Raw genomic sequence first — 26,423 nt, 5'->3', positions numbered from 1 at the left:
CCAGGATCGAATGATTTATGAGTCAAACGCCTTTACTGAGCATCGTGGCCGCCGTCTATAACGGCGAAAAATTCCTTGCGCAATTCTTTGAATGCCTTGAGCAACAGCAGCTGGAAAGCTATGAACTGATCCTGGTGAACGACGGCTCAACGGACGGTAGCCTCGCGGTTATCGATGCGTGGAAAGCGCGGCTACAAAACGTGAGGGTGCTGGAGCAGGAAAACCAGGGAGTTTCGGTCGCGCGCAACACCGGGCTGGCGGTAGCCACCGGTAAATACCTGGCGTTACCGGATATCGACGACAAGCTTTACCCCGGCATGTACCGCACGCTGCTGGCGATGGCGGAGCAGGGCAATCTCGATATCGCCACCTGCAACGGCCGCTACGTGTACGAGAGCAAAAATGATATTCACCCGATCCTGCCTCCGGACCGGCTGCCGTCTACCGGCGTGCTGCCGGGCCACGTGTGGCTAAAACAGGCGCTGGATTCGCGTAAGTTCTTGCACGTGACCTGGCTGAATATCTACCGCCGCGAATTTATCATGCAGCATCGCTTTCACTTCGAGCCAGGCCTGCGCCATCAGGATATTCCCTGGACCACCGAGGCGCTGCTGGCGGCCGAGCGCGTGCAGTACACCAGCGAACAGTTTTACGATTACTATATCCATTCAGAATCGGTATCGCATAAGCCGGATAACGACGACACGCTGATGCGCTCAGCCCGCCACTATATGAAGATTCTGGAGATGCTCGACGCCATTAACCAACGCTATCCTGATAAGGTGCGTCATATTTCCGCCTGTCGCTGGCAGATTGCGAAAGAGGGTCTGGGAATTATTCATACCTTCGATAGCATGAAAGATGAATCAAAAAAGCATATTATCATTACCGAGTTCTTCGACCGCGGCATCTGGCACCTGATCTGGAAAAATGCCCGAACGTTCCGCTTACGCTGGCGCCTTGGACGGCGCTACCTGCGTATTAAGCGCTATCGCAACGCGGCCTGACGCTGAATCCCTTTGTTTCCGCCAAAGGGATAGCTTTACACGGGCTAAATGCTTAGAATTTGCCCGCTAAAACATAAAACGGATAAATCGCTTGGAATTGCTTTATACCACCCTACTCTATCTTATTCAGCCGCTGGTATGGCTGCGACTGCTGCTGCGCAGCCGTAAGGCCCCCGCCTACCGCAAACGCTGGGCTGAACGTTATGGCTTCTGTCAGAACAAGGTAGCGCCGGATGGGATTCTGCTGCATTCCGTTTCCGTGGGTGAGACGCTTGCTGCCATCCCGCTGGTACGCGCCCTGCGCCACCGCTATCCTTCGCTGCCTATTACCGTCACCACCATGACGCCCACCGGCTCCGAGCGCGCGATGTCCGCATTCGGCAAAGACGTGCACCACGTCTACCTGCCTTACGATCTCCCCTGCGCGATGAACCGCTTCCTCAACACCGTGCAGCCGAAGCTGGTTATCGTGATGGAAACCGAGCTGTGGCCAAATATGGTCGCCGCGTTGCACAAGCGTAAAATTCCGCTGGTTATCGCTAACGCCCGCCTGTCAGAACGCTCGGCGAAGGGTTATGCCAAACTGGGCAAATTTATGCGCCGTCTGCTGAGCCGCATTACGCTTATCGCCGCGCAGAACGAAGAAGACGCCAGCCGCTTTATCGCCCTCGGGCTGAAGCGCAACCAGCTGGCGGTCACCGGTAGCCTGAAGTTTGATATTTCCGTCACGCCCGAGCTGGCCGCCCGCGCCATCACCCTGCGCCGCCAGTGGGCGCCGCACCGCAAGGTGTGGATCGCCACCAGCACCCATGACGGCGAAGAGCAAATCATTCTGCAAGCGCATAAAAAGCTGCTGGAAACCTTCCCCGACCTGCTGCTGATCCTCGTCCCTCGCCACCCTGAACGCTTCGGCGACGCGCGGGAGATGGTGCAGAAAGCGGGGATGAGCTTTACCCTGCGCAGCACCGGCGAGATCCCCTCCAATAGCACACAGGTGGTGATTGGCGATACTATGGGTGAGCTGATGCTGCTGTACGGCATTGCCGATCTTGCCTTTGTCGGCGGCAGCCTGGTCGAGCGCGGCGGTCATAACCCGCTGGAGCCAGCGGCGCACGCCATCCCGGTCCTGATGGGCCCGCATACCTTCAACTTTAAAGATATTTGCGCCAAGCTGCAGCAGGATGATGGCCTGATCACCGTGACCGACCTGAACTCACTGGTCACGCAGGTTTCTAATCTGCTGACCGACGAAGATTACCGCCTGTGGTACGGCCGTCACGCGGTGGAAGTGCTTCACCAAAACCAGGGCGCACTCTCCCGTCTGCTACAGTTACTGCAACCCTATCTGCCACAGCGGAGCCACTAATGTCGATCCGACTGTCCGTCGTGATGATCGCCAAAAACGCGGCGGATCTGCTGCCGGACTGTCTGGCGTCGGTAAGCTGGGCCGATGAGATCGTGCTGCTGGATTCCGGCAGCAGCGACGGCACCGTCGAGCTGGCGCGCAGCCTGGGTGCTCAGGTTTTTATCAACACCGACTGGCAGGGCTACGGCATTCAGCGCCAGCGCGCCCAGGATTACGCCACCGGCGACTATGTGCTGATGATTGATACCGACGAACGCGTCACCCCGGAACTGGCACAGTCCCTTCGTCAGGCGCTGACCGCGCCAAAAGAGGGCGCTATCTACAGCATTGCCCGGCGTAACTATTTCCTTGGCCGCTTTATGCGCCATAGCGGCTGGTACCCCGATCGCGTGATGCGCTTGTACCCGCGCCATAGTTACCGCTATAACAATAATCTGGTGCACGAATCGCTCGATGCCAAAGGCGCGCAGATTATCGAACTTGCCGGCGATCTGCTGCATCTGACCTGCCGCGACTTCTCCGGCTTTCAGCAAAAGCAGCTGGCCTACGCCACCGCCTGGGCGCAGGAACGCCATCAGAAGGGGAAAAAAACCTCTCTGCTGAGTATCTTCGGCCATACGCTGGGGGCATTTGTCAAAACGCTGCTGCTACGCGGCGGCGTGCTGGATGGTAAACAGGGCTGGCTGCTCGCCGTGGTCAACGCGCAGTATACGTTTAATAAATACACCGAGCTGTGGGCGCTGAGCCGCGGCTACTCGGAGAGAGTGTAATTATGAGCACAAAAGCGATTTATCCGGGTACCTTCGACCCTATCACCAACGGTCATATCGATATCGTCACCCGCGCGGCCAGCATGTTTGACAAAGTGCTGCTGGCGGTTGCCGCCAGCCCGAGCAAGAAGCCGATGTTCAGCCTCGACGAACGCATTGCGCTGGCGCAGCAGTCAACCGCGCACCTGGTCAACGTTGAGGTCATCGGCTTTAGCGATTTAATGGCCAATTTCGCCCGCGCGCAGCAGGCCAACATTTTGATTCGCGGCCTGCGGGCGGTAGCGGATTTCGAATACGAGATGCAGCTGGCGCATATGAACCGCCACCTGATGCCGACCCTCGAAAGCGTCTTCCTGATGCCGTGCAAAGAGTGGTCGTTTATCTCGTCATCGCTGGTCAAGGAGGTCGCGCGCCATCAGGGCGACGTTTCCCACTTCCTGCCGGCTAACGTGCACCAGGCGCTGCTGAAAAAGCTCTAATCTTTACGCCTTCGGGGACGCGGCCCTACTTCTGACACTGGCGACAATAAAACGTCGCCCGCTGGGCGTGCTTGCCGGCGATAATCGGCGTACCGCAGGTGCGGCAAGGCTCGCCCTTGCGCCCGTAGACCTGCAGCTCCTGGGCAAAATATCCCGGCTTACCGTCGCTTTGCAGGAAATCCTTCAGCGTTGTCCCGCCCTGCTCAATCGAGCGGAGCAGCACGGCTTTAATCACCTTAACCAGCCGCTCGCACTCTTCATACGATAGCGACGATGCCAGCCGATCCGGATGGATCCCGGCGGAAAACAGCGATTCGCTGGCGTAGATATTCCCGACCCCCACCACCAGCTTGTTATCCATCAGCCAGGGCTTAATGGCGGTTTTCTTTTTCGCGCACCTCAGCTGCAGGTAGGCGCTGTTGAAATCATCGCTCAGCGGCTCCGGACCGAGATGCGCCAGCGCAGGATGCCCTTCCAGCTCTTTGGTCCACAGCCAGGCACCAAAGCGTCGAGGGTCGGTATAGCGCAGCACCTTGCCGTTGCTCATCACCAGGTCGACATGGTCATGCTTCTCTGCGGGCAGCTCTTCGCTCAGAATGCGCAGGCTTCCTGACATTCCCAGGTGAATGATAATCCAGCCGCCAGGCAGCTCCAGCAGCAGGTATTTGGCGCGTCGACGCACGCTGAGCACCGGCACGTCGCTCAGACGATAGATCTCTTCAGAAACCGGCCAGCGCAGGCGTCCATTGCGAATAGCGGCGTGCAGAATGGTTGCGCCAACCAGATGCGGTTCAATCCCGCGTCGGCTGGTTTCCACCTCAGGTAATTCAGGCATAGCGTCTCCGGCTGTATTGCAGATGTCTTTATTATGGGGATGGCCAGAAAACAAAAAACCCCGCCAGGGCGGGGTTTTTTTTACATCGAATCTAAAATTATTTGATTTTAGCTTCTTTGTATAAAACGTGCTGACGGACAACTGGATCGAACTTTTTCAGTTCCAGTTTTTCCGGCTTAGTACGCTTGTTCTTCGTGGTGGTATAGAAGTGACCAGTACCAGCAGAAGAAACCAGCTTGATTTTCTCACGAATACCTTTAGCCATGATTTATTTCCTCTTAGTACTTAGTACTTTTCGCCACGGGCACGCAGTTCGGACAGAACTGTATCGATGCCTTTCTTATCAATAACACGCATACCTTTAGCAGATACGCGCAGGGTGACAAAACGCTTTTCGCTCTCAACCCAGAAACGGTGAGAGTGCAGGTTCGGCAGGAAACGGCGTTTGGTCGCGTTCAGTGCGTGGGAACGGTTGTTACCGGTCACCGGACGCTTGCCAGTAACTTGGCAGACTCGGGACATGTCTATTCTCCAAAAATCAAATTAGCTCGAGCTTCGTATGGGGTATTGGCGCCTCGTCAGGCTTTACAGCCCGGTCATCGCAGTTCTACACGTCATCCTTCAGGCCGCCTTGATGCAACCTGAATGATTGGGTGTCTAAGTGAACCATCGATTGCCAGGCCCAAATGCCAAACCCGAGATTCTCAAAGGTGGCGTAGTATACGCTGACTCGGCGATGTGCTCAAGTCCCGAACAGACAAAGATCCCGCAGGATCGCGTGATCGGGGCTAAATCCAGCCGCGCTCGGCAAAAGATACGTACGCACCGCGGCCAATAACAAGGTGATCGAGCACGCGTATCTCCATGAAACCACAACACTTTATCACTCTTTCGGTAATCAACCTGTCGGCCTTACTCGGCTCGGGGCTACCGGATGGATGATTATGTGCCAGGATCACCGCAGCGGCGTTCACTTTGATGGCTTCGCGTACAATTTCTCGCGGATGCACCTCAACGTGGCTAAGAGTACCAGAAAAAAGCCGGCTATGTTTCAATACCCGATTCTGATTATCTAAAAAGATCACCATAAAGATCTCCCGCTCCTCGTCCATCAGCTGGCTTTGCAAAAACTCCCGCGTCATCAGCGGCGTCACCAGAGAAGGCTCCTCAACCAGCCGCCGGCTAAAATAGCGCCGCGCCAGCTCAGCGACGCCTTTTAGCTGGGCGTATTTCGCCAGTCCAATCCCGTCGATCTCGTCGAACTGCGCCTTGTCCGCCGATAGCAGACCGTATAGCGAGCCAAAGCGCGCGAGCAGGTCGTGCGAAAACGTCATCACGTCCCGCTCCCGCGTGCCGGTACGTAAAAACAGCGCCAGCAGCTCAACGTCCGACAGCACTTCGATACCGTAGAGCAGCATTTTTTCCCTTGGCAGCAGGGGTTCCAGTAAATCCATCGCAGCCTCTCCTTTCCAGTGCGCCCCACATCCTGGCATAGCCTCTCGCCGCTGCCGACGGTCGCCTTTTACCCTTGCGTAGCGACTCGCAAAGTCAATTCCAGGCAGGCGCACGACGCCGACGGGATTGTGGTAAGATGCGCGAATTCTGGTGTACTCCAACAGGAAAGAATCATGATGAGTCTGGCTGGTAAAAAGATCGTTCTCGGCGTGAGCGGCGGCATTGCTGCCTACAAAACGCCTGAACTGGTACGCCGCCTGCGCGACCGCGGCGCCGATGTACGGGTCGCCATGACGGAAGCCGCGAAAGCCTTCATTACGCCACTCAGCCTGCAGGCGGTATCAGGTTATCCGGTTTCCGATAGCCTGCTCGACCCGGCAGCAGAAGCCGCGATGGGCCACATTGAGCTGGGAAAATGGGCCGACCTGGTTATCCTCGCCCCCGCAACCGCCGATCTGATCGCCCGCGTTGCGGCCGGCATGGCGAACGACCTGGTCTCCACTATCTGCCTCGCGACGCCGTCTCCGGTCGCGGTGGTGCCCGCAATGAACCAGCAGATGTATCGCGCCGCCGCGACGCAGCATAATCTTGAGGTCATCGCCTCACGCGGCCTGCTGGTCTGGGGCCCGGACAGCGGAAGCCAGGCCTGCGGCGATATCGGCCCGGGCCGAATGCTTGACCCGTTGACCCTCGTCGATATGGCGGCCGCGCATTTTTCGCCTGTCAAAGATTTGCAACATCTCAACATCATGATTACCGCGGGTCCCACCCGCGAGCCGCTGGATCCGGTACGCTATATCAGCAATCAAAGCTCCGGTAAGATGGGCTTCGCTATTGCCGCCGCTGCGGCAAACCGCGGCGCCAACGTCACGCTGGTCAGCGGCCCGGTTTCGCTACCGACGCCGCCGTTTGTACAGCGGGTTGATGTCACTACCGCTTTGGAAATGCAGGCCGCGGTCGACAGCGGCGTCCGACAACAGCATATTTTTATTGGCTGTGCGGCCGTCGCCGACTACCGCGCCATCACCGTTGCTGAGAAAAAAATCAAAAAGCAAGATGATGAATTAACAATAAAAATGGTCAAAAACCCGGATATCGTTGCCGGGGTCGCTGCGCTAACGGATAGCCGACCTTATGTCGTTGGGTTTGCTGCCGAAACGAATAATGTGGAAGAATACGCGAGGCAAAAACGCGCTCGCAAAAATCTCGACCTGATCTGCGCCAATGATGTATCTAAGCCAAATCAGGGATTTAACAGCGACAGCAACGCATTACACCTTTTCTGGCAGGATGGAGATAAGCGCTTGCCACACGAGCGCAAGGAACTCCTCGGCCAATTATTACTCGACGAGATCGTGACCCGTTATGATGAAAAAAATCGACGTTAAGCTTCTGGACCCGCGCGTTGGCAAGCAGTTTCCGCTGCCAACCTATGCCACCTCCGGCTCTGCCGGACTTGACCTGCGGGCCTGTCTCGACGCCGCCGTAGAGCTTGCTCCGGGCGCAACAACCCTGCTGCCAACCGGCCTGGCTATTCATATCGCCGATCCGTCTCTGGCGGCGGTCATTCTGCCGCGCTCCGGGCTGGGCCATAAGCACGGCATCGTGCTGGGCAACCTGGTGGGTCTTATCGATTCCGACTATCAGGGGCAGCTGATGGTTTCCGTCTGGAACCGCGGCCAGCAGAGCTTTACTATTGAACCCGGCGAGCGTATCGCTCAAATGGTATTTGTACCCGTCGTACAGGCGGAATTTAACCTGGTGGAAGATTTTGACACCACCGAACGTGGCGAAGGTGGCTTTGGTCACTCAGGGCGCGCATAGGCCCGGCCACACAAAACCTGCATCCCAAAGCGCAATAATGCAATAACATCGCCGCAAATGACCATTTGCGGCCGCTTTGTGGATGTCTGCCTGACAAGTGCTTATTTTCAGGGGTATTTTAAAACATGGCAGAAAAACAAACTGCGAAAAGGAATCGTCGCGAGGAAATACTTCAATCTCTGGCGCTAATGCTTGAATCCAGCGATGGTAGTCAACGTATTACCACGGCGAAACTGGCGGCGTCCGTCGGCGTGTCCGAAGCGGCGCTGTACCGTCATTTCCCCAGCAAAACCCGCATGTTCGATAGCCTGATTGAGTTTATCGAAGACAGTCTGATTACGCGCATCAATTTGATTTTAAAAGATGAAAAAGACACATCCGCGCGCCTGCGCCTGATTGTGCTGCTGATTCTTGGGTTTGGTGAGCGTAATCCTGGGCTGACGCGAATTCTGACCGGCCATGCGCTGATGTTTGAACAGGACCGTCTGCAGGACCGGATCAACCAGCTGTTTGAACGTATTGAAGTTCAGCTACGTCAGGTCATGCGCGAGAAGAAAATGCGCGAAGGCGAAGGTTTCGTCACCGATGAATCTTTGCTGGCCAGCCAGCTGCTGGCGTTCTGCGAAGGCATGCTGTCGCGCTTTGTTCGCAGCGAGTTTAAATATCGTCCGACGGACGATTTTGACGCCCGCTGGCCGCTGGTCGCCGCACAGCTGCAATAATCCTAAGCCCGGAGGCATAACGCCCCGGGCTTTGTTACCTATACGCCAAACTCTTCGCGATACGCCCGTACCGACGCCAGATGCCCGGCCATCTCCGGCTTCTCTTCCAGATAGCTAATCAGGTCCTTGAGGGTGACGATAGAAATCACCTTGCAGCCGTAATCGCGTTCAACTTCCTGAATCGCGGAAATTTCGCCGCGACCGCGCTCCTGGCGATCCAGCGAGATCAGCACGCCGGCGAGCTCGGCGCCGTTGGCCTGGATAATCTCCATCGATTCGCGAATAGCGGTACCTGCGGTTATCACATCGTCGACCAGCATGACGCGACCCTGCAGGGCGCTCCCAACCAGATTGCCGCCTTCGCCGTGCGTTTTGGCTTCTTTACGGTTAAAGCAGTAGGGTAAATCCCGGTCGTGATGTTCGGCCAGCGCAACCGCCGTGGTGGTAGCGATGGGAATGCCTTTGTAGGCCGGGCCAAACAGCAGGTCAAAATCGATTCCGGAGTCGACCAGCGCTTCTGCATAGAAACGGCCCAACAGTGCCAGATCGCGCCCGGTGTTAAACAGGCCGGCGTTGAAGAAATAGGGGCTCTTGCGCCCGGATTTCAGCGTAAACTCGCCAAACTTAAGAACCTGTTTGTTAAGCGCAAACTCAATAAACTGGCGCTGATATGGTTTCATGGATTCGCTCCTCATCATGCTTTCTATGGATCTACGGACAAAAAAAAGGCGACTTCTCAGTCGCCTTAAAAACTAGTTTTCTAACGCCGCCTTCTGCGTCGCGACAATGGATTCGATACCCCCTCGGGCCAATGCCAGGAGGGTCAGGAGCTCTTCATGGGTAAACGGCTCGCCTTCCGCCGTGCCCTGCACCTCGATGATGCGGCCGTCTTCGGTCATCACCACGTTCATATCGGTTTCCGCTGCGGAATCTTCCACGTACTCCAGATCGCAAAGCGCTTCGCCGTTAACGATACCGACGGAAACGGCAGCAACCATTCCTTTCATCGGGTTAGTTTTCAGCTTGCCGGCGGCGACCAGCTTGTTCAGAGCGTCGGCCAGCGCCACGCAGGCGCCGGTGATTGATGCGGTACGGGTACCGCCATCGGCCTGCAGCACATCGCAATCGAGGGTAATGGTGAACTCGCCAAGCGCCTTCAGGTCTACCGCAGCGCGCAGCGCGCGGGCGATAAGACGCTGGATTTCCATGGTACGACCGCCCTGCTTACCTTTGGCGGCTTCACGCGCGTTACGGGTGTGCGTAGCGCGCGGCAGCATGCCGTATTCTGCGGTGATCCACCCCTGGCCCTGGCCTTTCAGAAAGCGCGGTACGCCTTCATCGATCGACGCGGTGCACAGCACTTTGGTGTCACCAAATTCGACCAGAACAGAGCCTTCAGCGTGTATGGTATAGTTACGGGTCAGGGTTACGGGACGCACCTGATTAGCGCTACGGCCTGCTGGACGCATGATGTTCTCTCCGGCTTGAAACGAATATGGCTGCGCATTATACGGATAATGGTTGCTTATTCCTATCCTGATAAGGCCCTGAAAGCTATAATCCCCCCCACTCTCCTTTAAAAACAGGAACGTCTATGATCCGCAGTATGACCGCCTATGCCCGTCGTGAAATCAAGGGCGAATGGGGCAGCGCCGCGTGGGAACTGCGCTCGGTAAACCAGCGCTACCTGGAAACCTATTTCCGTCTGCCGGAGCAGTTCCGTAGCCTGGAGCCCGTCGTGCGCGAGCGTATTCGCGCGCGTCTGACCCGCGGCAAAATCGAATGTACCCTGCGTTTTGAACAGGATCCCAGCGCTCAGGGTGAGCTGATTCTGAACGAAAACCTGGCAAAGCAGCTGGTCAACGCCGCCAACTGGGTAAAAATGCAGAGCGATGAAGGGGAAATCAACCCGGTTGATATCCTGCGCTGGCCCGGCGTAATGGCCGCTCAGGAGCAGGATCTCGACGCCATTGCCTCCGATATTCTCACCGCACTGAACGGCGCGCTGGACGACTTTATCGTCGCTCGCGAGACCGAAGGCCAGGCGCTGAAGACGCTTATCGAACAGCGCCTGGAAGGCGTCAGCAGCGAAGTCGGCAAAGTTCGCGGCCATATGCCGGAAATCCTGCAGTGGCAGCGCGAGCGCCTGGTATCCAAGCTGGAAGACGCGGAAGTTCAGCTGGAAAATAACCGTCTCGAACAAGAGCTGGTGCTGATGGCGCAGCGCATCGACGTTTCCGAAGAGCTGGACCGTCTGGAAGCGCATGTCAAAGAGACCTACAACATTCTGAAGAAAAAAGAAGCCGTTGGCCGTCGCCTTGACTTTATGATGCAGGAGTTCAACCGCGAGTCGAACACCCTGGCGTCAAAATCGATTAATGCGGAAGTCACCAATTCTGCCATTGAGCTGAAAGTGCTGATTGAGCAGATGCGCGAGCAGATCCAGAACATCGAGTAACCGCAGGCACATCGATTAAAGGCTGGTTTTACCAGCCTTTTTTTATCTCTTCAATTCAGAATCTGTACTTTCCGTCCAGTATCCGACAGGTCATAAACGCGCCCGCAGCGCACAGCAGCGTGGGGGCCAGATAGCTATGGTCCATATGGGTAAACTCCATCACCAGCGCAACCGCCGTCAGCGGCATCTGCATTGACGCCGCCAGAAAAGCCGCGGCCCCAACCAGCGCAAAGCTGCTGGCGTCGCCGCCGGGCACCAGCTGCTGCCAAAGCATACTCAGCAGCAGGCTCATCAGGCTTCCCACCGCCAGGCCAGGGGTCAGCAGCCCTCCTTCCGCACCGCCGCGCAGCACCGCCAGAATAACGATCGCTTTCAGGACCAGAAGTACCAGCGCGCTATGAAATCCCAGCCCGTCGCCGATCGCAAGCTGCAGTGGGCCTTTGCCATTGCCGGGTAGCTGAGGAAAATAGAGGCTCAGCCCGGCAAGAAGGGCAAACGCCAGCAGGCAAAATAGCGGCATCTGCCAGTTCGCCCTGACCCGCGCCCGCGCGGCGCTGGTAGCCTGACGAAACAGCCACGCCGACGCCCCAAGCAGCGGACTGACGATTATCGCCCACCACATAAACGAGCCCGGGAGCGCCCCGGAGATAAAGTGATACTGAGACTCATCCCCCAGCCCCAGAGCTGCCGTCCAGGCGGCAACGGCGGACGTCACAACGGCCGCCAGGGTCTTCTCCCAGCTAAACGACAGCAGCATCACTTCGAGGCTAAACAGGGCACCGGCCAGCGGCACGTTATATACCGCCGCCAGCCCGGCACCGGCGCCGCAGGCAATCAGCGTGCGGGTTTCATCTTCATGCAGGCCCATTCTGCGCGCCACGATACCGGCCCCCAGCGCCCCCATCTCTCGCGGCGCAACCTCCCGACCGAGCGGGGAGCCCAGCGCCACGGTGACGATCTGCAGCAAGGCGTGCAGGGTTGTCGTGCCAGCGGGCATCGGCACCGCGGGCGTGGCGACGGCGGCGGAAATAGATACCCGCTTCTGGCCGTAGCGGCCCAGCAGCCACCAGCCAAACCCGGCGATCGCTCCGCCGACCGCGATGGCCGTGAAGCGTCGAGGCCAGGAGGCGTCCGTTACGCCCTGCAAAAATGACTCCGTGCCGATAATACGATCGAGGCTGTATCCAAAAGCAACGTGTTGAATAGCGTGCAAAATCATCGCCAGAACCATTCCCGACAGGCCGGCCAGGACGCCGGTCAGAACAACGGCAGCCAGGCGGAGCAGGTAGTTTTTCTCGCCGGTCACTCCGGTCATATTCACAAGCCTCGGAAAGAGGAAAATAAAATGATAAAGGTCGTGAGTTAAATATTAAGTATTTATCGCGTATTTTCCTTACCGGCTGCGCCCGGAGCTTATTCATTACTTTTTCTAATCCAATCAATGAGACAAAAAAACCGCACAACCCCATAAATACCGGAGACAGACAAAATAAAGCATTATTTTTTCAAGGCATAAACGGTTCACCTTAGAAAATCTCAGTCGTGATCCTGCGCACAAATCGCTAACCTGCCGGCTCTCATCGTGGGGGAACTATGCTGCTTCATATTCTGTATTTGATTGGTATTACCGCGGAGGCGATGACCGGCGCGCTGGCGGCCGGACGCCGTCGTATGGATACCTTTGGCGTTATCATTATTGCGACCGCCACCGCGCTGGGCGGCGGGTCGGTGCGGGATATTCTGCTCGGCCACTATCCCCTCGGCTGGGTCAAGAACCCGGAATACGTCATCATTGTTGCCGTCGCCGCGGTGCTCACCACGATTGCCGCTCCGGTTATGCCCCACCTGCGCCGGCTGTTTTTGGTCCTGGATGCCCTCGGCCTGGTGGTATTTTCTATCATCGGCGCGCAGATTGCCCTCGATATGGGAGAAGGCCCGGTTATCGCCTCTATCGCGGCGGTCATCACCGGCGTCTTCGGCGGCGTGCTGCGGGATATGTTCTGTAAGCGCATCCCGCTGGTGTTCCAGAAAGAGCTGTATGCCGGGATCTCTTTTGCCGCCGCCATTCTGTATATCGCCCTGCAGCACTATGTCAGCAGCCACGACGTAGTGGTCATCGCCACCCTGCTGTTCGGCTTCACCGCCCGCATGCTGGCCCTGCGCTGGAAGCTAGGTTTGCCTGTCTTCCACTACAATCACAGCGCGCACTGAGCGGGTTAAAACCCGGAGATGCCCTGGCCGCGGAGCCACTGCGCCAGCGCGGCAACGTCCGGATGCCGAAGAAAGGCCACCAGCTGACGCGCTTTTTCATCCCCCACTCCCGGCAGGCGTCGCCACTGCTCTGCGTTTCGCGCCAGCAGGCGCGGCCAGCTATCTCCGGCCAGGCCCGCCAGCGCCGCCTGCGGCAACGGCACTCCCAGGGCCTGCACCCAGCGCAGAAAGGGCTGCCGGCGGGCGAGGTTAAACTGGTGCCAGAGCCGCTGCCCGCGTAGCGCAGAGATCCCCGGGACTGACTGCAGCTGCTGAGGGGTAAACGACAGCCACGAAAAAAGATGCTCCATACGGAGAGACTGATAGACGGTGCGCCACGCGGACTCACCGACGCTGTCCAGGTCCAGTACGGATTTTGACGATAGCCAGACCAGCCTTGAAACAAACTGCCCGGCGCACTTGGGGGAGGAAAAATAGCAGGTCAGCGCGTTAAAATGCGCCGGAGGTGGTTGCGGCTTCTGACGCTGGGCCGTTCGCCACACTACGCCGTCTATCCGCGGTATTCCCTGTCCCGCCAGGCTAATTTGCAGCTGATCGCCAATAGCAATATCCAGACTTTGCCAGCGGGCCACCGACCCGACGTTCACGCGTTTTACCTGCTTATCATCCAGCCGCTGCGGTTCAAGCCCTGCCACCACGGCAATTTTCCCGCTACGCCCGACGTAAAAGCGGATGTCGCGCACCTCCATGATGCGGATAGCCGGAGGGTACTTCCACGCGGCGACCCAATCACCCTGCCCCGGCGACCAGAAGCGCCCGGCTGGTTCTCTCCCAAGACGCACAACGACGCCATCGGTAGCAAAAGGCAGCGCTGACGTTAGCCAACGTTCGCGCCAGCGCGCAACCTCCGCCACGTCCGATACCGGCTGAGAAAAGCCCGCGCTGTCGCTAAACCCGGCCTTCTGCAGCAGAGCCAGGCGTTGACGCATCTCGCCGGGCCCATCCGGCCATGCCCAGATAAAGACGCCCAGATCCGCTAACGATGTCGGCATATCCCGCCGCATCATGGCGCCGGCCGCTTTCGCCCGGGCATTCACTCCCCCCATCCGCTTCTGGATATGTCCGGCGCGGCGGAGAAACAGCTCCCCTTGCAGCACGCTATTTGCCAGCGCGCCCTTCGTGGCCCTCGGCACGCCGGAAATCTGCCGCACTTTTGCCGTCCAGTCCTCGCCGGCTCGGCCATCTCCCCGGCTGATTGCCTGTACCAGCCGCCCGCGGCGGTAAACCAGCGTCACCGCAACGCCATCCACCTTTGGCTGCACCCACAGATCGGTTTTGCCCCGCATCCAGCGCGCAACGTCGGTTTTTTCCGCCAGCTTGCGCACTCCGGTGTGGGCAACCGGATGCCGGACCTCGCCGCGGGGCGGCGGTAAATCATCGATTACCGGCGCTTTGATGGCAAAACAGCGCCGCCACTCGATTAACCGAGCTAAAAGCCGATCGTAGACGTCATCAGCGACTTCGCTGCTGCCGCGCAGCCAGTAGTCGTTTTTCCACCCGGCAATCTGCTGACTCAGGCGGCTGACCTCCTGTTCAGCCCGCGCCTGCGTCCAGGTGGGACAGGCCGACTGACAGTATCCCGCCGTCATCCACACTCCTATCGCCCAAAGCAATTTTTGCACAACGCTACCCTCCTTTTTTGCCCACCGGCATTCTGCCGCCGACGGGGCCTCATCGGCGATAAGGGCTTTTCCGCGCCGCGAGCCGGCTTCCAGGGTTTGTACGTCATTGCGGCAATTCACAGAGAAATCAGGGAAACAGCAGGCAAAATGAAAGAAACAGAGGTAAAAAGTGTGACAGGGACTACGTCACAGCGCGGCGGCGTGTATAATAGGCTCGTATGTAGTTTCTCTTTCGACCATCACATACAAAAGACTCTCATGGCTCAAGGCACGCTTTATATTGTTTCCGCCCCAAGTGGCGCGGGTAAATCCAGCCTGATTCAGGCTTTATTAAAAACCCAACCGCTGTACGACTCCCAGGTCTCTGTTTCGCATACCACGCGCGCACCGCGTCCTGGCGAAGTGCACGGTGAACACTATTTCTTTGTTAATCACGACGATTTCAGAGCGATGATTGGCAGAGACGCATTTCTTGAGCACGCAGAAGTTTTTGGCAACTATTACGGCACCTCGCGCGAAGCCATCGAGCAGGTACTGGCAACCGGCGTTGATGTCTTCCTCGATATCGACTGGCAGGGCGCTCAGCAAATCCGTCATAAAATGCCGGGCGCGCGCAGCATTTTTGTTCTGCCGCCGTCCAAAGATGAGCTTGACCGTCGCCTGCGTGGCCGCGGCCAGGACAGCGAAGAGGTGATCGCAAAACGTATGGCGCAGGCTGTTGCAGAAATGAGCCATTACGCGGAATATGATTACCTTATTGTGAATGATGATTTTGATACCGCCCTCGGCGATCTGAAAAACATCATCCGCGCCGAACGCCTGCGCATGAGCCGCCAAAAGCAGCGACATGGCGCTTTAATCACCAAACTGTTGGCAGACTGAACCGACATTCAGTATCATGCCCAGTCCTTTCTTCATCTGTGGAGCATTTTAAGTATGGCACGCGTAACTGTTCAGGACGCTGTAGAGAAAATTGGTAACCGTTTTGACCTGGTACTGGTCGCCGCGCGTCGCGCTCGTCAGATGCAGGTTGGCGGAAAAGATCCGCTGGTAGCGGAAGAAAACGATAAAACTACCGTTATCGCACTGCGCGAAATCGAAGAAGGTCTGATCAACAACCAGATCCTCGACGTGCGCGATCGTCAGGAACAGCAAGAGCAGGAAGCCGCTGAATTACAAGCAGTTACCGCTATTGCTGAAGGTCGTCGTTAATAACGCAGTGGGTCGCCCTTGTATCTGTTTGAAAGCCTGAATCAGCTGATTCAAAACTACCTGCCGGAAGAGCAAATCAAGCGTCTTCGGCAGGCGTATCTCGTTGCACGTGACGCTCACGAGGGGCAGACACGTTCAAGCGGTGAACCCTATATTACGCACCCGGTTGCGGTAGCCTGCATTCTGGCCGAGATGAAACTCGACCACGAAACGCTGATGGCTGCCCTGCTGCATGACGTGATTGAAGATACCCCTGCCACCTACCAGGATATGGAGCAGCTCTTTGGTAAAAGCGTTGCCGAGCTGGTAGAAGGGGTATCAAAACTTGATAAGCTCAAGTTCCGCGATAAGAAAGAGGCGCAGGCCGAAAACTTTCGCAAGATGATTATGGCGATGGTGCAGGATATCCGCGTCATCCTCATCAAACTTGCCGACCGCACCCACAACATGCGCACGCTGGGCTCATTACGCCCGGATAAACGCCGCCGTATCGCCCGCGAAACGCTGGAAATCTACAGCCCGCTGGCCCACCGTTTAGGTATCCACCACATTAAAACCGAGCTCGAAGAGCTGGGCTTTGAAGCGCTGTATCCCAATCGTTATCGCGTCATTAAAGAAGTCGTTAAAGCGGCGCGCGGCAACCGTAAAGAGATGATCCAAAAGATCCTCTCCGAAATCGAAGGGCGTTTACAGGAAGCGGGGATCCCCTGTCGCGTTAGCGGTCGCGAGAAGCATTTGTACTCCATCTACTGCAAAATGGTGCTTAAAGAGCAGCGTTTTCACTCGATCATGGATATCTACGCGTTCCGCGTAATCGTGCATGATGCCGACACCTGCTACCGCGTGCTTGGCCAGATGCACAGCCTCTACAAGCCGCGTCCAGGGCGGATGAAAGACTACATCGCCATTCCGAAAGCGAACGGCTATCAATCTTTGCATACCTCGATGATCGGCCCGCACGGCGTCCCGGTTGAGGTACAGATTCGTACCGAAGACATGGACCAGATGGCGGAAATGGGGGTTGCGGCGCACTGGGCTTATAAAGAGCACGGCGGCGAGAGCAGCACCACGGCGCAGATCCGCGCCCAGCGCTGGATGCAGAGCCTGCTGGAACTGCAGCAGAGCGCGGGCAGCTCGTTTGAATTTATCGAGAGCGTCAAATCCGATCTGTTCCCGGATGAGATTTACGTTTTCACCCCGGAAGGGCGCATTGTCGAACTTCCCGCCGGCGCGACGCCGGTGGACTTTGCCTACGCGGTGCATACGGATATCGGCCATGCCTGCGTTGGCGCACGCGTTGACCGCCAGCCGTATCCGCTGTCGCAGCCGCTCTCCAGCGGCCAGACGGTAGAGATCATCACCGCACCGGGCGCGCGTCCGAACGCCGCATGGCTGAACTTTGTCGTCAGCTCGAAAGCGCGCGCGAAGATCCGCCAGCTGTTGAAAAACCTCAAGCGCGATGACTCCGTCAGCCTTGGCCGCCGGTTGCTCAACCACGCCCTCGGCGGCAGCCGTAAGCTGGCTGAAATCCCGCCAGAGAACGTTCAGCGCGAGCTTGATCGCATGAAGCTGGCAACGCTGGACGATCTGCTGGCAGAAATCGGCCTCGGCAACGCGATGAGCGTGGTGGTGGCGAAAAACCTGCAGCAGGGTGAAACCGTCACCGCACCGGCGCAAAGCGCCTCTTCAGGCCACGGCCATCTGCCGATTAAAGGCGCCGACGGCGTGCTGATTACCTTTGCCAAGTGCTGCCGCCCGATTCCCGGCGACCCGATTATCGCCCACGTCAGCCCCGGCAAAGGCCTGGTCATTCACCATGAGTCCTGTCGTAACATTCGCGGCTACCAGAAAGAGCCCGAGAAGTTTATGGCCGTCGAATGGGATAAAGAGACCGCCCAGGAATTTATCACCGAAATTAAGGTGGATATGTTTAACCACCAGGGCGCGCTGGCGAACCTCACGGCCGCGATCAATACCGCCGCTTCCAATATTCAAAGCCTGAATACGGAAGAAAAAGATGGCCGCGTCTACAGCGCCTTTATTCGCCTTACGGCGCGCGACCGCGTGCATCTGGCGAATATAATGCGCAAAATTCGCGTGATGCCGGACGTGATAAAAGTCACCCGTAACCGGAATTAGTTTTCAACACAACAGCATTCGGGTTGCATCACAAAATACTTTAGCGTTTTGCACAGCGTTTACGCTGGCCCGTAAGGGCGAGGCTCATGGATGAGCCGAGTAATCAGAAGCCAACGCCGAGGCAATTTGAAGGATGAAGTGGTTATGAATTCGCAGCGTTATGCGCGTATCTGTGAGATGCTCGCCAGGCGTCAGCCTGACCTGACGGTCTGCATGGAGCAGGTCCACAAACCTCATAACGTCTCTGCGGTGATTCGTACCGCAGATGCCGTTGGCGTGCACGAAGTGCACGCTATCTGGCCCAGCAGCCGCATGCGCACGATGGCTTCCGCCGCCGCGGGCAGCAACAGCTGGGTCCAGGTCAAAACACACCGTACCATTGGCGATGCCGTCGGCCACTTAAAGAGTCAGGGCATGCAGATCCTCGCCACCCATCTTTCTGATAAAGCCGTCGACTTTCGTGAAATCGACTACACCCGGCCCACCTGTATCCTGATGGGCCAGGAAAAAACAGGCATCACCGCGGAAGCGCTAGCGCTGGCAGACCAGGACATCATTATTCCGATGACGGGCATGGTGCAGTCGCTAAACGTCTCCGTTGCCTCCGCCTTAATTCTGTATGAAGCACAGCGCCAGCGGCAGAACGCGGGCATGTATAAACGCGAAAACAGTACGCTGCCGGAAGAAGAACAGCAGCGCCTGCTGTTTGAGGGCGGTTATCCGGTGCTGGCGAGGGTGGCAAAACAAAAAGGCCTGCCCTATCCCCACGTCAACGGCCAGGGCGAAGTTGAAGCCGACGCCGCGTGGTGGGCCACGATGCAGGCAGCGAGGTAAACCGATGCAAAGCCGTCTGCTGGATGCTGTCCCGCTCAACACGTTAACCGGCGTTGGCGCAGCGCAGAGCAGCAAGCTGGCGAAAATCGGCCTGCACACCGTGCAGGATCTTCTGCTGCATCTGCCGCTACGCTACGAAGACCGTACCCATCTTTATCAAATCGGCGAACTGCTTCCTGGCGTCTACGCCACCGTTGAAGGCGAAGTTCTCAACAGCAATATCACCTTCGGCGGCCGCCGGATGATGACCTGTCAGATAAGCGATGGCTCCGGTATTCTCACCATGCGCTTCTTCAACTTCAACGCCGCGATGAAAAACAGCCTTGCCGCCGGCCGCCGGGTGCTGGCCTACGGTGAAGCGAAGCGCGGCAAATACGGCGCGGAAATGATCCACCCGGAATACCGCGTGCAGGGCGATATGAGCACGCCCGACCTGCAGGAGACCCTCACTCCGGTCTACCCCACCACCGAAGGTATCAAACAGGCCACGCTGCGTAAGCTGACCGATCAGGCGCTGGAGCTGCTGGAGACCTGCGCTATCACCGAGCTGCTGCCGCCCGAGCTGGCGCAGGGGATGATGAGTCTCCCGGAGGCGCTGCGCACGCTGCATCGCCCGCCGCCGTCGCTCCAGCTCAGCGAGCTGGAAACCGGTAAGCACCCGGCCCAGCAGCGCTTAATTCTGGAAGAGCTGCTGGCGCATAACCTGAGCATGCTGGCGGTTCGCGCTGGCGCCCAGCGTTTCCACGCCCTGCCGCTCAGCGCGAACGACGCTCTGAAAAACAAGCTGTTGGCTTCTCTGCCCTTTAAACCTACCGGCGCGCAGGAGCGGGTTACCGCTGAAATCGAGCGGGATATGGCGCTCGATGTACCGATGATGCGCCTGGTACAGGGCGATGTCGGCTCCGGTAAAACGCTGGTTGCCGCCTTCGCGGCGCTGCGGGCCATCGCCCACGGCAGGCAGGTGGCGCTGATGGCGCCGACGGAGCTGCTGGCGGAGCAGCACGCCGCCAACTTCCGCAGCTGGTTTGCACCGCTGGGCGTTGAGGTCGGCTGGCTGGCCGGCAAACAAAAAGGCAAAGCGCGTCAGGCGCAGCAGGATGCCATCGCCAGCGGGCAGGTGCAGATGATTGTCGGCACCCACGCTATTTTTCAGGAGCAGGTCCAGTTTAGCGGCCTGGCGCTGGTGATTATCGATGAACAGCACCGCTTCGGGGTGCATCAGCGCCTCGCGTTATGGGAAAAGGGCCAGCAGCAGGGCTTCCATCCACATCAGCTGATCATGACCGCAACCCCCATTCCGCGCACCCTGGCGATGACCGCTTACGCCGACCTCGACACCTCGACGATCGACGAGCTGCCGCCGGGCCGTACGCCGGTCACCACGGTGGCTATCCCGGACACCCGCCGCAGCGATATTATCGACCGCGTGCGCAACGCCTGTATCCAGGAAGGGCGTCAGGCCTATTGGGTCTGTACGCTGATTGAAGAGTCGGACCTGCTGGAAGCCCAGGCGGCAGAAGCCACCTGGGAAGAGCTGAAGCTGGCGCTGCCGGAGCTGAATATCGGCCTGGTGCACGGCCGGATGAAGCCGGCGGACAAGCAGGCGGTTATGCAGGCCTTTAAGCAGGGCGAGCTGCATCTGCTTATCGCCACCACGGTTATCGAGGTCGGGGTGGACGTGCCTAACGCCAGCCTGATGATTATCGAAAACCCGGAGCGCCTGGGGCTGGCGCAGCTGCATCAGCTCAGAGGCCGCGTCGGGCGCGGCGCGGTGGCCTCCCACTGCGTGCTGCTCTATAAATCGCCGCTGTCGAAAACGGCCCAGCTGCGCCTGCAGGTCCTGCGCGATAGCAACGACGGTTTCGTCATCGCGCAAAAGGACCTCGAGATCCGCGGCCCAGGCGAGCTGCTCGGCACCCGACAGACCGGCACCGCCGAGTTTAAAGTCGCCGACTTACTGCGCGATAAGGCAATGATCCCGGACGTTCAGCGCATTGCCCGCCATATTCATCAACGTTACCCACAGCAGGCTCAGGCGCTTATCGAGCGCTGGATGCCGGAAACCGAACGCTATTCCAACGCCTGACGCGTCTGTTCCCGCAGGAGCAGACGGCGCCGCGCGCAATTTTCCTTCAGAACGAGTGAATTATGAAACGAGAACTGGCCATCGAATTTTCGCGTGTTACCGAAGCCGCCGCGCTGGCGGGCTATAAGTGGCTGGGCCGCGGTGATAAAAACACCGCCGACGGCGCCGCGGTTAACGCCATGCGTATTATGCTCAACCTGATTAATATCGACGGCACTATCGTCATCGGCGAAGGTGAAATCGATGAAGCACCGATGCTCTATATCGGCGAAAAGGTCGGCACCGGCAGCGGCGACGCGGTGGATATCGCCGTCGACCCGATCGAGGGCACGCGGATGACGGCGATGGGCCAGGCGAACGCGCTGGCCGTCATGGCGGTTGGCGATAAGGGCTGCTTCCTGAATGCGCCGGACATGTACATGGAAAAGCTGATTGTCGGCCCGGGGGCTAAAGGGGCGATTGACCTGAATCTGCCGCTGGCTGAGAACCTGCGTAACGTGGCGAGCGCGCTGAATAAGCCGCTCAGCGAGCTGACGGTGACCGTGCTCGCCAAGCCGCGCCATGATGCCGTGATTGCCGAACTGCAGCAGCTGGGCGTTCGCGTCTTCGCCATTCCCGACGGCGACGTGGCGGCCTCTATTCTGACCTGCATGCCGGATAGCGAAGTTGACGTCCTGTACGGCATTGGCGGCGCCCCGGAAGGCGTGGTTTCCGCCGCGGTTATCCGGGCGCTGGACGGCGATATGCAGGGCCGCCTGCTGGCCCGCCACCACGTCAAGGGCGACAGCGAAGAGAATCGCCGTATCGGTGAGAACGAGCTGGCGCGCTGTAAAGAGATGGGTATTGAAGCCGGTATCGTGCTGCGCCTCGACGAGATGGCGCGCAGCGATAACGTGGTCTTTTCCGCCACCGGGATCACCAAAGGCGACCTGCTGGACGGCATCACCCGCAAGGGCAATATGGCCACCACCGAGACGCTGCTGATCCGCGGAAAATCACGCACCATCCGCCGTATCCAGTCCATTCACTATCTCGATCGTAAAGATCCGGATATCCAGCTGCATATCCTGTAAGCCCTTCGGCCTGCGGGCAGGCTGAAGCGGCGCTAATATTTGATCAATAGAGCTTTCCGGCCCCGTTGGGCTGGAAATCTTTGTCGTCTGCAACGAAGATAGGGCAACGCTTCGCAACGGGAGAAGATCATGGCGGACTGGATTAGCGGCAAAGTAACAAAAGTAGAATACTGGACCGATGCGCTGTTTAGTTTGCACGTACGGGCCCCTGTTCATCCGTTTACCGCCGGGCAGTTTGCCAAACTGGGCCTGGATGTTGACGGCGAGCGCGTGCAGCGCGCCTACTCCTACGTTAACGCCCCGAGCAATCCCGATCTTGAATTCTACCTGGTGACGGTTCCGGAGGGCAAACTCAGCCCACGGCTGGCCGCGCTGCAGCCGGGCGATGACGTGCAGATCGTCAGCGAGGCCGCCGGTTTCTTCGTGCTCGAAGAAGTGCCGGATTGCGACACCCTGTGGATGCTGGCCACCGGCACGGCAATTGGCCCGTACCTGTCGATTCTGGAAGAAGGCAAGGACCTGGAGCGCTTTAAAAACCTGGTGCTGGTCCACGCCGCGCGCTATGCCGCCGATCTTAGCTATCTGCCGCAAATGCAGGCGCTGGAGGAACGCTATAAGGGCAAGCTGCGCATCCAGTCGGTGGTCAGTCGGGAAACCGTACCGGGCATGCTAACGGGGCGTATTCCGTTCCTGATCGAAACCGGCGCTCTGGAAGAGGCCGTTGGCCTGCCGATGAACGCTGACAATAGCCACGTGATGCTCTGCGGCAACCCGCAGATGGTGCGGGATACCCAGCAGCTGCTGAAGGAAACCCGGCAGATGAGCAAACATCTGCGCCGCCGGCCGGGCCATATGACAGCCGAACACTACTGGTGATCAGGACTCCGCCTTCCAGCGAACGTCCTGCGTCTCTTTACCAAATTTATTTTCGCCCTGGGTGCCGACGAATGCCCCCAGGTCGATCAGCATCATCACCATAATCAGCGTCGGCACAAAGCGGCCGACAACCCACTGCCAGGCCCCCGGGAGCACCGCCCAGTTCCCCGCCAGCAGCATCCACGCCAGAACCATCAGCAGCGCCCAGATACCCGACCTGCCGCGATCGTGCAGCCGTTTGATGGTCACCGCCGCCGTTGGCCAGAGCAGGCAAACCAGCATAAAGGCCGCGGTCTGTAGATTAAGCAAATTTGACCCGGCCAGGGTGAACAGCGCGCTCATGGTCAATATCCAGATAACAATCCAAATCCAGAAATCACGGCGTCCAATACGCCCTTTAATTGAGAACATCCACTGCTGTAGGGTCATGTTTTATTCCTTATCATCATCATTCGCGTAGTTTACCCTGAAGCGGTGACTTTTTGACAAGCGCGACGGTTCCCGTTTTAATCGTCAGCAGGCAAAAAAAGGAAGGACGGGTATGAAGAAGTGGGCAACCTTATGTTTGATTGGGCTGACAGCGTTATCTGTCGGCCATAAGGCGCTGTCCGCCGAGCCAGAATCATCCTCCGCGGCGCCCTATCTGCTCTCCGGCGCGCCGGTCTTTGATATCTCCATCAGCGAGTTTCGGGAAAAATTCAACGCCGATAACCCCAAACTGCAGCTCAACGAATTTCGCGCGATTGCCTCCAGCCGCGATCGGGCTAACCTGACCCGGGCGGCCAGCAAGATTAACGAAAACCTGTACGCCTCCACCGCCCTGGAGCGCGGCACGCTCAAAATCAAATCGATGCAGATTACCTGGCTGCCCGTTCAGGGGCCGGAGCAGAAAGCGGCAAAGGCGAAAGCACAGGAGTATATGAGCGCCGTTCTGCGCGTTTTCGTCCCGATATTAAGCCCGGCGCAAAGCGGGCAAAAGCTGCAAAAACTGCTCGCCGCAGGTAAAGGGAAACGCTACTTCGCCGAAACCGAAGGCGCTATCCGCTATGTGATAGCAGACAACGGCGAAAAGGGGCTTACCTTCGCTGTTGAACCGATTAAGCTAGCGCTATCTGAAACGCTGGAGAGCAATAATAAATGACAAAAAGCAAAGCCTTTCCAACGACGAAACTCTATACTGTTTGACAGACCATGCTGCCCCCAGGGGCGGCTATATTCCTTAATTCGCTTATGTAGCGTGGAGAATTAAAATGCGACATCCTTTAGTGATGGGTAACTGGAAACTGAACGGCAGCCGCCACATGGTAAACGAACTGGTGGCTAACCTGCGTACCGAGCTGGCCGGCGTGACCGGCTGTGCTGTTGCTATCGCTCCGCCGGAAATGTATATCGATCTGGCTAAGCATGCGGCAGAAGGCAGCCATATTCACCTGGGCGCGCAGAACGTTGACCTGAACCAGTCCGGCGCATTCACCGGTGAAACCTCTGCCCAGATGCTGAAAGATGTCGGCGCTGAATACATCATCATCGGCCACTCTGAGCGTCGTACTTACCACAAAGAGTCTGACGAATTTATCGCTAAGAAATTCGCCGTGCTGAAAGAGCAGGGCCTGATCCCGGTTCTGTGCATCGGTGAAACTGAAGCTGAAAACGAAGCGGGCAAAACGGAAGAAGTTTGCGCACGCCAGATCGACGCCGTGCTGAAAACTCAGGGCGCAGCGGCATTCGAAGGCGTGGTTATCGCTTACGAACCCGTATGGGCTATCGGTACCGGCAAATCCGCTACCCCGGCTCAGGCTCAGGCCGTGCACAAATTTATCCGTGACCACATTGCTAAAGTGGACGCCAAAGTGGCCGAGCAGGTCATCATTCAGTACGGCGGTTCCGTTAACGCATCTAACGCCGCAGAGCTGTTCACCCAGCCGGACATCGACGGCGCGCTGGTTGGCGGCGCATCGCTGAAAGCAGACGCTTTCGCGGTCATCGTTAAAGCAGCAGAAGCAGCGAAAAAAGCGTAATTCAATACGCCGGTAACCCGGCGAGATGAATCCGCAGCCCGGCTTAGCGTAGCGCTAGCCGGGTTTTTTTATAGTTTCCCCAGCAGCTGATACCACGCGTAATTCAACGGCAGCAGCAGCAGATAGCTGACAGCCGCCAGCGCAATGCACAGCAGCATCCCCGAACGAGCCGGAACTTTTCCCAGCGCCATCGCCACCACGATAGGCGATGCTTGATACGGCAGCAGCGGCGTCGAATAGCCCAGAACCTGAATCATGATCACGCTCAGCAGCGGAAAGCCGGTGGCGTCAGCAAAGCTCTGCGCAAAGGTGGTGTACAGCGCGGGTACGCCGTTGGCGGTCATAATAAAGTTCAGGGCGCTGGTGATCCCCGTCAGGGCGAGAAAGCTGGTAAAAGGGCTCTCTTTGTCGAGCGGCATAACGTGCAGCAAAGCGTTGCCGACCACGCCGCCAATCCCCGTTTGCGTGACGGTAATCGCCAGCCCTAAGATCCCGGCGACGTAAATGCAGGTGCGAATATTCACCCCGCTGGAGAACTCTTCCCCGCTGATAAATCCCACCCGCGGCAGCAGCGTAATCACCGCCGCCGCCAGCCCCGTCCAGGCGGGACCAATCCCGTGCCAGCTCTCGCTCACCCAAAGGGTCAATACCACCGCCAGCAGCCAGGAGAGGCGCTTCTCATCCCGGCTCATCGGCGGCAGCGGCACCCGCTCCCGCGGCGGATGCGGCCTGCCGGGGAACAGCCAGCAAATCAGCGCGATCAGCGCCGCGCCTTTCAGCCAGCCCAGCACCGGCGTGTGCAGCAGCAAATACGGCAGGTAGTTGAGGTGAATACCGTACGATCCCTCCGCCGCGCCGCTCATCACTAAATTCGGCACGTTGGCGGGCAGGATCGTCGCCGATAGCTGGAAGGTCCCGAAGCCGACCGCCAGCGCCAGCCCGTACCAGGCGCGGGTTCCGTCCTCAATCCCGGCGCGCTTCGCCATCGCCGCGACGATCGGCATCAGCAGCGCGATACGCCCCATATTGGAGGGCATAACGAAGGCCAGGGCATAGCTGAACAGCACCACGCTGCCCACCATCAGCGGCCAGGAGTCCGTCAGCCTGGCCGATAGCGCCTGCGCCGTCCTGTCCGCCAGCCCGGTTTTACGGATCGCGATACCGAGGACAAAGCCGCTGAACACCAGCCAGAACGCCGATGACGCAAAGCCGCCAAAGATAACCTCCGGCGGCGCGATTTTCGCCATCATCGCCACGGCAAAAAACAGCAGCGCGGTAATAAACTCCGGCAGCAGCGAGGTCGCCCACAGCAGGATGGTAATACCGACAATCAGGGCGGGAAGGAACAGAGGGTGAGAAAGCCAGAGCGACATACC

At 58.1% G+C, this 26,423-nt stretch carries 28 protein-coding genes; 18 read left to right on the top strand and 10 right to left on the bottom strand.

Going from position 1 to position 26,423, the window contains the following annotated elements:
* Window positions 1-17: 17 nt before the first annotated feature.
* The 4 genes from NWP14_RS16140 to coaD all read left to right on the top strand — a co-directional run bounded on the left by NWP14_RS16140 (window position 18) and on the right by coaD (window position 3,622).
* Window positions 18-1,007: a glycosyltransferase gene (locus NWP14_RS16140; RefSeq protein ID WP_375215653.1), complete on the top strand. Its 990-nt coding sequence runs from the start codon at window positions 18-20 to the stop codon at window positions 1,005-1,007.
* Window positions 1,008-1,098: 91 nt separating this feature from the next.
* Window positions 1,099-2,373, top strand: coding sequence for a lipid IV(A) 3-deoxy-D-manno-octulosonic acid transferase (gene waaA, locus NWP14_RS16135; protein ID WP_095102640.1), 1,275 nt, complete (start codon window positions 1,099-1,101; stop codon window positions 2,371-2,373).
* A complete protein-coding gene (locus NWP14_RS16130) occupies window positions 2,373-3,143 on the top strand; it encodes a glycosyltransferase family 2 protein (protein WP_095102638.1) in 771 nt (256 codons plus the stop codon). Before waaA ends, NWP14_RS16130 begins: the two co-directional genes overlap by 1 nt.
* Before the next feature lie 2 nt (window positions 3,144-3,145).
* Window positions 3,146-3,622 (top strand): pantetheine-phosphate adenylyltransferase, encoded by a 477-nt coding sequence (coaD, locus tag NWP14_RS16125; RefSeq protein WP_095102636.1) that lies wholly within the window; start codon window positions 3,146-3,148, stop codon window positions 3,620-3,622.
* Between the two features lie 25 nt (window positions 3,623-3,647).
* Here coaD and mutM read toward each other — a convergent pair whose 3' ends face one another.
* The 4 genes from mutM to radC form a co-directional block, all read right to left on the bottom strand.
* Complete coding sequence (gene mutM / locus NWP14_RS16120) at window positions 3,648-4,457, bottom strand: bifunctional DNA-formamidopyrimidine glycosylase/DNA-(apurinic or apyrimidinic site) lyase (protein WP_095102634.1); 810 nt, start codon at window positions 4,455-4,457, stop codon at window positions 3,648-3,650.
* A 97-nt stretch (window positions 4,458-4,554) separates the two neighbouring features.
* Window positions 4,555-4,722: a 50S ribosomal protein L33 gene (gene rpmG, locus NWP14_RS16115; protein WP_003024094.1), complete on the bottom strand. Its 168-nt coding sequence runs from the start codon at window positions 4,720-4,722 to the stop codon at window positions 4,555-4,557.
* Between the two features lie 20 nt (window positions 4,723-4,742).
* Window positions 4,743-4,979, bottom strand: coding sequence for a 50S ribosomal protein L28 (gene rpmB / locus NWP14_RS16110; protein WP_002436699.1), 237 nt, complete (start codon window positions 4,977-4,979; stop codon window positions 4,743-4,745).
* A 266-nt stretch (window positions 4,980-5,245) separates the two neighbouring features.
* The gene (gene radC, locus NWP14_RS16105; RefSeq protein ID WP_375215652.1) at window positions 5,246-5,911 is read right to left on the bottom strand and encodes a DNA repair protein RadC; all 666 of its coding nucleotides are present in this window, start codon (window positions 5,909-5,911) and stop codon (window positions 5,246-5,248) included.
* Between the two features lie 177 nt (window positions 5,912-6,088).
* On the opposite strand from radC, the gene coaBC reads away from it, so the two are divergent.
* The 3 genes from coaBC (at window position 6,089) to slmA (ending at window position 8,458) form a co-directional block, all read left to right on the top strand.
* Complete coding sequence (gene coaBC, locus NWP14_RS16100) at window positions 6,089-7,300, top strand: bifunctional phosphopantothenoylcysteine decarboxylase/phosphopantothenate--cysteine ligase CoaBC (RefSeq protein ID WP_095102985.1); 1,212 nt, start codon at window positions 6,089-6,091, stop codon at window positions 7,298-7,300.
* Entirely contained in the window at window positions 7,278-7,736 is a 459-nt protein-coding gene (gene dut / locus NWP14_RS16095) for a dUTP diphosphatase (RefSeq protein ID WP_189339894.1), read from the top strand. The genes coaBC and dut overlap by 23 nt, the downstream gene beginning before the upstream one ends.
* A 125-nt stretch (window positions 7,737-7,861) precedes the next feature.
* A complete protein-coding gene (gene slmA / locus NWP14_RS16090; RefSeq protein ID WP_095102630.1) occupies window positions 7,862-8,458 on the top strand; it encodes a nucleoid occlusion factor SlmA in 597 nt (198 codons plus the stop codon).
* A 38-nt stretch (window positions 8,459-8,496) separates the two neighbouring features.
* On the opposite strand, the gene pyrE is transcribed toward slmA, so the two are convergent.
* On the bottom strand, window positions 8,497-9,138 hold the full coding sequence (gene pyrE / locus NWP14_RS16085) for an orotate phosphoribosyltransferase (RefSeq protein ID WP_331835056.1): 642 nt from the start codon (window positions 9,136-9,138) through the stop codon (window positions 8,497-8,499).
* A 72-nt stretch (window positions 9,139-9,210) separates the two neighbouring features.
* Window positions 9,211-9,927, bottom strand: coding sequence for a ribonuclease PH (rph, locus tag NWP14_RS16080; RefSeq protein ID WP_032690259.1), 717 nt, complete (start codon window positions 9,925-9,927; stop codon window positions 9,211-9,213).
* A gap of 125 nt (window positions 9,928-10,052) precedes the next feature.
* On the opposite strand from rph, the gene NWP14_RS16075 reads away from it, so the two are divergent.
* Window positions 10,053-10,916 (top strand): YicC/YloC family endoribonuclease, encoded by an 864-nt coding sequence (locus tag NWP14_RS16075; RefSeq protein WP_095102626.1) that lies wholly within the window; start codon window positions 10,053-10,055, stop codon window positions 10,914-10,916.
* Window positions 10,917-10,971: 55 nt separating this feature from the next.
* Here NWP14_RS16075 and NWP14_RS16070 read toward each other — a convergent pair whose 3' ends face one another.
* A complete protein-coding gene (locus NWP14_RS16070) occupies window positions 10,972-12,231 on the bottom strand; it encodes a chloride channel protein (protein WP_095102624.1) in 1,260 nt (419 codons plus the stop codon).
* A gap of 278 nt (window positions 12,232-12,509) precedes the next feature.
* Between NWP14_RS16070 and NWP14_RS16065 the strand changes: the two genes are divergently transcribed.
* Window positions 12,510-13,127: a trimeric intracellular cation channel family protein gene (locus NWP14_RS16065; protein ID WP_045853830.1), complete on the top strand. Its 618-nt coding sequence runs from the start codon at window positions 12,510-12,512 to the stop codon at window positions 13,125-13,127.
* A gap of 5 nt (window positions 13,128-13,132) precedes the next feature.
* Here NWP14_RS16065 and ligB read toward each other — a convergent pair whose 3' ends face one another.
* The gene (ligB, locus tag NWP14_RS16060; RefSeq protein ID WP_375215651.1) at window positions 13,133-14,809 is read right to left on the bottom strand and encodes an NAD-dependent DNA ligase LigB; all 1,677 of its coding nucleotides are present in this window, start codon (window positions 14,807-14,809) and stop codon (window positions 13,133-13,135) included.
* Window positions 14,810-15,067: 258 nt separating this feature from the next.
* On the opposite strand from ligB, the gene gmk reads away from it, so the two are divergent.
* The 7 genes from gmk (at window position 15,068) to fpr (ending at window position 23,029) form a co-directional block, all read left to right on the top strand.
* Entirely contained in the window at window positions 15,068-15,691 is a 624-nt protein-coding gene (gene gmk / locus NWP14_RS16055) for a guanylate kinase (protein ID WP_095102619.1), read from the top strand.
* 54 nt (window positions 15,692-15,745) lie between these two features.
* Complete coding sequence (gene rpoZ, locus NWP14_RS16050) at window positions 15,746-16,021, top strand: DNA-directed RNA polymerase subunit omega (RefSeq protein ID WP_006817787.1); 276 nt, start codon at window positions 15,746-15,748, stop codon at window positions 16,019-16,021.
* Window positions 16,022-16,039: 18 nt separating this feature from the next.
* Window positions 16,040-18,160, top strand: coding sequence for a bifunctional GTP diphosphokinase/guanosine-3',5'-bis pyrophosphate 3'-pyrophosphohydrolase (spoT, locus tag NWP14_RS16045; protein ID WP_095102616.1), 2,121 nt, complete (start codon window positions 16,040-16,042; stop codon window positions 18,158-18,160).
* A gap of 144 nt (window positions 18,161-18,304) precedes the next feature.
* Entirely contained in the window at window positions 18,305-18,994 is a 690-nt protein-coding gene (trmH, locus tag NWP14_RS16040; protein ID WP_095102614.1) for a tRNA (guanosine(18)-2'-O)-methyltransferase TrmH, read from the top strand.
* Window positions 18,995-18,998: 4 nt separating this feature from the next.
* Complete coding sequence (recG, locus tag NWP14_RS16035; protein ID WP_375215650.1) at window positions 18,999-21,080, top strand: ATP-dependent DNA helicase RecG; 2,082 nt, start codon at window positions 18,999-19,001, stop codon at window positions 21,078-21,080.
* A gap of 62 nt (window positions 21,081-21,142) precedes the next feature.
* The gene (glpX, locus tag NWP14_RS16030; RefSeq protein WP_095102610.1) at window positions 21,143-22,153 is read left to right on the top strand and encodes a class II fructose-bisphosphatase; all 1,011 of its coding nucleotides are present in this window, start codon (window positions 21,143-21,145) and stop codon (window positions 22,151-22,153) included.
* Window positions 22,154-22,282: 129 nt separating this feature from the next.
* Window positions 22,283-23,029 (top strand): ferredoxin--NADP(+) reductase, encoded by a 747-nt coding sequence (gene fpr, locus NWP14_RS16025; protein ID WP_095102608.1) that lies wholly within the window; start codon window positions 22,283-22,285, stop codon window positions 23,027-23,029.
* On the opposite strand, the gene NWP14_RS16020 is transcribed toward fpr, so the two are convergent.
* Entirely contained in the window at window positions 23,030-23,458 is a 429-nt protein-coding gene (locus NWP14_RS16020) for a DUF805 domain-containing protein (RefSeq protein WP_095102606.1), read from the bottom strand. It abuts the gene before it with no gap.
* Between the two features lie 112 nt (window positions 23,459-23,570).
* Between NWP14_RS16020 and NWP14_RS16015 the strand changes: the two genes are divergently transcribed.
* Both NWP14_RS16015 and tpiA read left to right on the top strand, forming a co-directional pair.
* Entirely contained in the window at window positions 23,571-24,170 is a 600-nt protein-coding gene (locus tag NWP14_RS16015) for a DUF1454 family protein (protein ID WP_095102603.1), read from the top strand.
* 109 nt (window positions 24,171-24,279) lie between these two features.
* A complete protein-coding gene (gene tpiA / locus NWP14_RS16010) occupies window positions 24,280-25,047 on the top strand; it encodes a triose-phosphate isomerase (RefSeq protein ID WP_095102601.1) in 768 nt (255 codons plus the stop codon).
* A 68-nt stretch (window positions 25,048-25,115) separates the two neighbouring features.
* On the opposite strand, the gene NWP14_RS16005 is transcribed toward tpiA, so the two are convergent.
* A complete protein-coding gene (locus NWP14_RS16005) occupies window positions 25,116-26,420 on the bottom strand; it encodes an SLC13 family permease (RefSeq protein WP_331835052.1) in 1,305 nt (434 codons plus the stop codon).
* Window positions 26,421-26,423: the final 3 nt, after the last annotated feature.

This window comes from Klebsiella sp. C349492 (assembly GCF_042055345.1).
Lineage (GTDB): Bacteria > Pseudomonadota > Gammaproteobacteria > Enterobacterales > Enterobacteriaceae > Klebsiella > Klebsiella scottii.
The sequence above is the reverse complement of the archived record's forward strand: the minus strand, read 5'-3'. Positions and strand labels throughout refer to the sequence as shown.